Annotated in this window: 8 protein-coding genes; 7 read left to right on the top strand and 1 reads right to left on the bottom strand. The window is 66.7% G+C overall.

All coding sequences use genetic code 11. The annotated features are described in order from the left end of the window. Positions 1-63: 63 nt before the first annotated feature. On the bottom strand, positions 64-747 hold the full coding sequence (locus tag ASE82_RS08545) for a histidine phosphatase family protein (RefSeq protein WP_056061436.1): 684 nt from the start codon (positions 745-747) through the stop codon (positions 64-66). A 141-nt stretch (positions 748-888) separates the two neighbouring features. Between ASE82_RS08545 and ASE82_RS08540 the strand changes: the two genes are divergently transcribed. The 7 genes from ASE82_RS08540 (at position 889) to ASE82_RS08510 (ending at position 6655) form a co-directional block, all read left to right on the top strand. Next, positions 889-1542 (top strand): outer membrane protein, encoded by a 654-nt coding sequence (locus ASE82_RS08540; protein WP_056061435.1) that lies wholly within the window; start codon positions 889-891, stop codon positions 1540-1542. 130 nt (positions 1543-1672) lie between these two features. Further along, complete coding sequence (gene dnaN, locus ASE82_RS08535) at positions 1673-2791, top strand: DNA polymerase III subunit beta (protein ID WP_056017955.1); 1119 nt, start codon at positions 1673-1675, stop codon at positions 2789-2791. A gap of 54 nt (positions 2792-2845) precedes the next feature. Continuing rightward, positions 2846-3097: a type II toxin-antitoxin system Phd/YefM family antitoxin gene (locus ASE82_RS08530; RefSeq protein WP_056061432.1), complete on the top strand. Its 252-nt coding sequence runs from the start codon at positions 2846-2848 to the stop codon at positions 3095-3097. Beyond that, the gene (locus tag ASE82_RS08525; RefSeq protein ID WP_056061429.1) at positions 3094-3522 is read left to right on the top strand and encodes a type II toxin-antitoxin system VapC family toxin; all 429 of its coding nucleotides are present in this window, start codon (positions 3094-3096) and stop codon (positions 3520-3522) included. Before ASE82_RS08530 ends, ASE82_RS08525 begins: the two co-directional genes overlap by 4 nt. A 52-nt stretch (positions 3523-3574) precedes the next feature. After that, a complete protein-coding gene (locus ASE82_RS08520; RefSeq protein WP_056061426.1) occupies positions 3575-4384 on the top strand; it encodes a Coq4 family protein in 810 nt (269 codons plus the stop codon). 180 nt (positions 4385-4564) lie between these two features. Beyond that, a complete protein-coding gene (locus ASE82_RS08515) occupies positions 4565-5752 on the top strand; it encodes a DNA replication/repair protein RecF (RefSeq protein WP_056061423.1) in 1188 nt (395 codons plus the stop codon). Between the two features lie 84 nt (positions 5753-5836). Continuing rightward, on the top strand, positions 5837-6655 hold the full coding sequence (locus tag ASE82_RS08510) for an OmpA family protein (protein WP_056061420.1): 819 nt from the start codon (positions 5837-5839) through the stop codon (positions 6653-6655). Positions 6656-6678: the final 23 nt, after the last annotated feature.

The raw sequence follows: 6678 nt of genomic DNA, 5'->3' as shown, positions 1-6678 counted from the left end.
CCCTTCCAGGGAGGGGATCAGAAGTAGACAACTCGGGTTTGAGACCTTCGACCCACGCGAATTTCACGCCGGAGCGAACCCCGTACCCAGATGCGGCACCGTCGCGCGTCCGTTCTCGACCAGCGTAACCGACCCTTGCGGCAACCCCTTCGCAACCGGCGCGCCCAGCAGCGGATCGACCGCCGCACCGGTCATCACGCCGAGCATCACCCGACTCGAAATCCCGTGCATGATCACCAGCCGATCGCCCGGATCCTCCGCCGTATCCGCCAGCCAACCGCCGACTCGTGCCGCGATCTCCGCATAGGTCTCGCCGTCTGGCGAAGGTTTCAACGCCCCACCCGGCAGCATCACCGGCCCGACCTCGTCGATAACGTCCGCATAATAGCGCCCGCCCCATGATCCCATGTCGATCTCGACCAACCGCGGATCGGTCCGGGCGTCGTGCCAGTCCAGCTCCAGATGCTCGCAGATCACCGCCAGCGTCTGCAAGGCCCGCCCGGTCGGCGACGCCCACAACGTCAGCGCCGGCTTAACGCCCAGCAGTTCCCTCAACGCCCGCCCAAGCTCGTCCGCCTGCGCGAACCCAGCGCGCGTCAACGGCGTATGCGCCGCATCCCCCTGCAACCGGTGCGCTGCGTTGAACACGGTTTCGCCATGCCGTGCGACGAAATCGCGACCCTTGCGCGGGGTCGGAGTATCGGTTGATCGGGCGTCCGCTTCACCCTGCCGTTGGCTTGGAATCATGGCTCGCGTTTCAACCCCCTGTGGCGCAAAAGCAACGGATTTTCGCGTTTATCTGGGGTTCATGCAACGCTCCGCGGACTGGTCCATTGGAGCGGTCCGCCCCGCGTAATGGGGCGCCAGATCAGTAAAGGAGTAACCCCAATGCGTACGCTTATCGTCGTCTCGCTGCTCGCCACCACCGCAGTGGCCGCACCAGCCCTCGCGCAGACCAACCCGACCTTCACCGGCCCCCGCGTCGAGGCCACGCTCGGCTATGACCACACCGGCGCCGGCAGCAGCGTGTCCAACAACAACGGACGCGACGACCAGAAGATCGACGGCCTGCTGTACGGCGGCGGCATCGGCTACGACATCGCGACCTCGGACAACATCGTGCTCGGCGCCGAAGCCGAACTGACGGGCTCGACCGCGAAAAGCGACCGCAACGACTATACCAGCGACTTCGGCTATGGCCGCGTCAAGCAGGGCCGCGACATCTATGTCGGCGCGCGCGCGGGCTATGTCGTCGCGCCGACGACGATGCTGTACGTCAAGGGCGGCTACACCAACTCGAAGCTGAGCGTGCTCGCTGGCAGCACCAGCCAGACCACCGACACCAACTTCAAGCTCGACGGCTGGCGCGTCGGTGCGGGCGCCGAGCACGCAATGGGCCCGAACAGCTATGCCAAGCTCGAATACCGCTATTCGAACTATGAGCGCGGCAACATCGACTATGCGACCGGCGGCACCAGCAGCCGCTTCGACGTCGATACCGACCGCCATCAGGTCGTGGCGAGCTACGGCTTCCGCTTCTGATCGCTTTAACGCGACGTTTACCGTGATCAAAGAAGGGTCGGGGCGCTTGCTCCGACCCTTTGTTGTTGGGTAAGCCATCTGCGGATTGCCCCCAGCCCCGAGTCCGGCTGCGGTGGCGGGGGGAATTACGATGAAGGCGACGATCGAACGCGCAACGCTCCTCAAGGGGCTGAGCCATGTCCAGTCCGTGGTGGAGCGGCGCAACACCATCCCCATCCTGTCGAACGTGCTGATCGAGGCGACCGCCGAGGGTACGCTCAAGCTGATGGCGACCGATCTTGATCTCCAGATCAACGAGTCGATCGCGGCGGCGGTCGACCAGCCCGGCGCGACAACCGTGTCCGCGCACACCCTGTTCGATATCGCCCGCAAGCTTCCCGAGGGTAGCCAGGTCCAGCTCGCCGCGTCGGAAGGCCGGATGAGCATCGTCGCGGGCCGCGCGCGCTTCTCGCTCGGCACGCTGCCGCGCGACGATTTCCCGGTGATCGCGGAAGGCGAGCTGCCGACCCAGTTCGAACTGCCCGCCGAGACGCTCAAGCAGATCATCGACAAGACGCGCTTCGCGATCTCGACCGAAGAGACGCGCTATTATCTCAACGGCATCTTCCTGCACGTGGCCGACGGCGACAGCTCGAACCCGGTGCTGAAGGCCGCCGCGACCGACGGCCACCGCCTCGCGCGCGTCACGCTGCCGCGTCCGGAAGGTGCCGAATCGATGCCCGACGTGATCGTGCCGCGCAAATGCATCGGCGAGTTGCGCAAGCTGCTCGATGAGGTCGATGGTTCGGTCGGCGTCTCGCTGTCGCCGACCAAGATCCGCTTCGACCTCGGCCAGGCGATCCTGACCTCGAAGCTGATCGACGGCACCTTCCCCGATTACAGCCGCGTGATCCCGACCGGCAACGACAAGATCCTCAAGATCGACCCGAAGAGCTTCATGGAAGGCGTCGACCGCGTCTCCACGATCGCAACGGAGAAAACGCGGGCGGTGAAGATGGCACTCGACCGCGACAAGATCACGCTGTCGGTGACCTCGCCCGAAAACGGCACCGCCGCGGAGGAAGTCCCCGGCGATTACGTCGCGCTCCCGTTCGAGATCGGCTTCAACAGCCGTTACCTGATGGACATCCTCGCACAGATCGACGGCGACATGGTCGAGGTGCATCTGGCGGACGCCGCCGCCCCGACGCTGATTCGCGAGAACGACAAGTCGCCTGCGCTGTACGTGCTGATGCCGATGCGCGTGTGATTCGGTCTGCCTGTCGCGCTGTGGTATAGCGGCGCGACAGGCAGGAGCCGGATCATGGACACGATCAACATCGCGGATCTGAAAGACGAACTGGGCACGCTTATCGACCGGCTCGAAAAGGGCGAGGCCGTGCAGATCACGCGCAACGGTCAACCCTTCGCCCGCGTGACCCCCGAGGCGCCGCCGCTGCCACGTCGCAAGCCCATCGACGTCAGCGCGCTCGAAGCGTTGGCGAAGTCGCTGCCTTACGATCCAACATCTGCGCGTGACCTCGTCCGGCAGATGCGTGACGATTCGCGGTATTGACCCTCTACTGCGACACGGCGGTGGTGGTGTCGGCCTTCACCGCCGAGGCGCAAAGCGAGGAGGTACGCGCGTGGCTATCGCGACGGGCAGATACTTTGGCGGTCAGTCATTGGGTCGTCACCGAGTTTTCCGGTGCGCTTGCGATGAAACGGCGATTGGGCGTCATCGACACCGCTGGTTGGAACGGTGTGATGAAGGCGTGGCAACGGTTTTGCGCCGGGGAACTTCACGTGGAGTCAGTCACCGAAACCGATTTTGCGTTGGCGGCAACGTTGCTCGATCGTGGTGATCTGAAGCTGCGCTCCGGAGACGCCCTTCACCTCGCGATCATCGTCGCGCGCGGTTGGTCCTTAGCGACGCTCGATCACGACCTTGCGCAAGCGGCCACGCAGATGGGCGTCGAAGTAGATACCGTCCTCGATTGACTCCTCGCCCGCTGCTCAATACTAACAGCAATGTCAGTAAGGAGTCGACTCGATGGCGAAGCTTCCTCCGTTTCCCGGTACTACCGGTCGTCGCGATTGGCGTACGGCGTTCGATGCAATCAAGAAATTGCTCGCGAACGGTGACGACACGACGCAGGTGTTCCGGATCATGCGCGCGCTGAACGTCGGCAATGCGCCGATGAATTACGCGCGATTGATCGCAACGGAGCAGGGCGGGCGGATCGCCTATGACCGGGTCGAACTGGCACAGCGTTTCTCCGACCCCGCGTTCGTCGCGAGCTTCGCGCCCGGCACGGTCGGGGCGGCGTATCGCACTTTCCTCGAGACGACGGGCTATTCCGCCGACGGACTGGTCGAGGTTTCGCGGCTCGTGCCGTCCGAGGACGATCTGGCGCACCCTTATGCGTGGTTCGGCCGGCGTGTACGCGACACGCACGACATCTGGCACGTGCTGACCGGCTACAAGGCGGACGAGAGCATGGGCGAGGCGGCGCTCGTCGCGTTCAGCTATGCGCAGGTCGGCGGGCTCGGCTGGGCGCTGATCGGCTCGGCTGCGGCGCTGAAGAGCATGCGTGTCACCGGCAGCAGGCTGTTCGCGAAGGCGGTCTGGGAAGGCTATCGCAACGGGCGAAAAGCGAAGTGGGTGTCTGACGAGGATTATCTCGAACTGCTCCACGAGCCGCTGGAAGCTGCGCGTGAACGGCTCGGGATCGTCACGCCGGTGGCGTATTTGCGAGCCCAGCGCGAACTCGGACCGGCGCTCGCATCGTATCTCAGCACGCAGAAGGCGGCGACCGCGGCTGCCGCACCAGCAGTCGTGCCGGAGCGGATCGCCGCCTGACGCGAGGCTCGATAGTTGAATGGGCGTGTCGCTAGCGCAGATGTGATCGGATCGGTCCCTCGCCCGTTCGTGCTGAGCGAAGTCGAAGCACCGGCGCTTCCGCCATGCCCTTCGACTTCGCTCAGGGCGAACGGAAAAGGGCGATGCAATCGGTTTCGAAACTGCTCTAAGGCCAAGGCAATGCTCTCGCGCCTCGTTCTCACCGATTTCCGCAATCACGCCGACCTGACGCTGACGCCGGGACCAGGGTTCGTCGTGCTGACCGGCGAGAACGGCGCGGGCAAGACGAATATTCTGGAGGCAGTGTCGCTGCTTGCCCCCGGCCGCGGGCTGCGGAGAGCCGCACTCGCCGAGATGGCGCGGCAAGGCGGGGCAGGGGGCTTCGGCGTAGCAGCCACGCTGTTCCCCTCCCGCTTGCGGGAGGGGCTAGGGGAGGGCGCGACGTACGTACTGGCGTCCGCTCCCGAGGAAAGCGCGCCCCTCCCCCGACCCCTCCCGAAAGCGGAAGGGGAGTCAGAAGTGCAGGGGCAGATACAGACTTCAGGCGAAGTCGACGTCGCCACGGGCACGCTAGCCTCCGCCCCCGAACGCCGCATCGTCCGCATCCAGGGCGCCACCGCCACCGCCAACGCACTCGCCGAGTGGCTCACGATCCTGTGGCTCACGCCCGCGATGGACCGCCTCTTCGTTGCCCCCGCAGGCGAGCGCCGCGGCTTCCTCGACCGCCTCACGCTGGCGCTCGCCCCGAGCCACGCCCACCACGCCGCCCGCTACGACGCCGCGATGCGCGCGCGAAACCGCTTGCTCGCCGACGAAGGCCGTCCCGACGGCGACTGGCTCTCCGCGCTCGAAGCGCAGATGGCCGAGCACGGCGCCGCGGTCGATGCCGCCCGGCGCGAGACCGTCACCCTGCTCGGCACGAGGCTCGCGAACCAGGACGACAGCCCATTCCCCCGCGCCGGCCTGACACTCGAAGGCTGGAACGGCGATACCACTCGTCTGCAAGCCGACCTCGCCCAGGGCCGCGCGCGCGATGCCGCTGCCGGGCGCACGCTCAGCGGCCCGCACCGAGTCGACCTGATCGTCACGCACCTCGACAAGGACCGCGCCGCGTCGCTCGCCTCGACCGGCGAGCAGAAGGCTCTCCTCCTCGGCATCGTCCTCGCCCACGCCGACCTCGTCGCGGAACGCACCGGCCAACCGCCCGTCCTGCTCCTCGACGAGGTCGCCGCACACCTCGACCCATCCCGCCGCGCGGCGCTGTTCGCTCGGCTCTCAGGTCGCGGCCAGGTGTGGATGACCGGCACCGAAGACGCGCTGTTCGACGCGATCGGCACGCAGGCAACGCGCATCGCGGTCGGGCGTTAGGCTGAACGCGCGCTGTCGAGCAGGCTCACCGCGCGTTCAAGCGGGCGCGGGCAAAGCTCGGTCCATCGAAGACACGGAGAGATCATGATGACCCGGAATTTCACGCGCGCAACCCTTGGCGTCCTGATGGTCGCCGCCACCACCGCCCCCGTTTTCGCGCAGGTTCGCGACGGCGGACGGCCGGAGGGGCGCTACGACATGAGCCGCGCGCCATGGTTGCGCCCCGGCTATCGCCTTCAAGGCGCAGGCGTACCGGTGCTCTTCCCCGAACTGCGCAATACGCCGCGCGGCATCGCATTCGTGATGCCGAACTTCGACGCGAACGGCGATGGCCGGATCAGCCCGCGGGAAGCCGACGACGCCAACCGCGAATTCGCGCGCATTGCGGGCCCCCGCCGCGACCGGTTCGACTGGGATGCGTACGGCCGCGACCCGCGCGGCTATCGCGGTGACCGCGGCGGCGGCACCACGGTGGTCGAGACCACCACGACCTGGGACCGCGGCGCGATGCGCAACTACGGCTTCCGCCAGACCCCGCGCGGTGCGACGCTGACGCTGCAGGAGGACGTACTGTTCCGCACCGACAGCGCCGTGCTGCGTCCTGGCGCGATCGAGAAACTGCGTCCGCTTGCCCGCTATTTGCGTGGCAACCCCGGCGTCCGCGTCGCGATCGACGGGTTCACGGACTCACGCGGGACGGATGCGCATAACCAGGACCTGTCCGAGCGTCGCGCGGCGAGCGTCCGCCAGGCGTTCGACGACATGGACGTCGTCCGCGCGCGGTTCAGCGTTGTCGGCCACGGCGAGAGCCAGCCCGTCGCGACCAACGCAACGCCGGCCGGCATGCGCCTGAACCGCCGCGTCGAAGTGACCCTGCTAGGCCAGCGCGCCGACCGCTTCTGACACAAGGGCTCCCTCGCCCCTCC

Origin of the sequence: Sphingomonas sp. Leaf230 (genome assembly GCF_001421745.1) — a bacterium.
In the GTDB taxonomy this organism is placed as follows: domain Bacteria; phylum Pseudomonadota; class Alphaproteobacteria; order Sphingomonadales; family Sphingomonadaceae; genus Sphingomonas.
The sequence above is the reverse complement of the archived record's forward strand: the minus strand, read 5'-3'. Positions and strand labels throughout refer to the sequence as shown.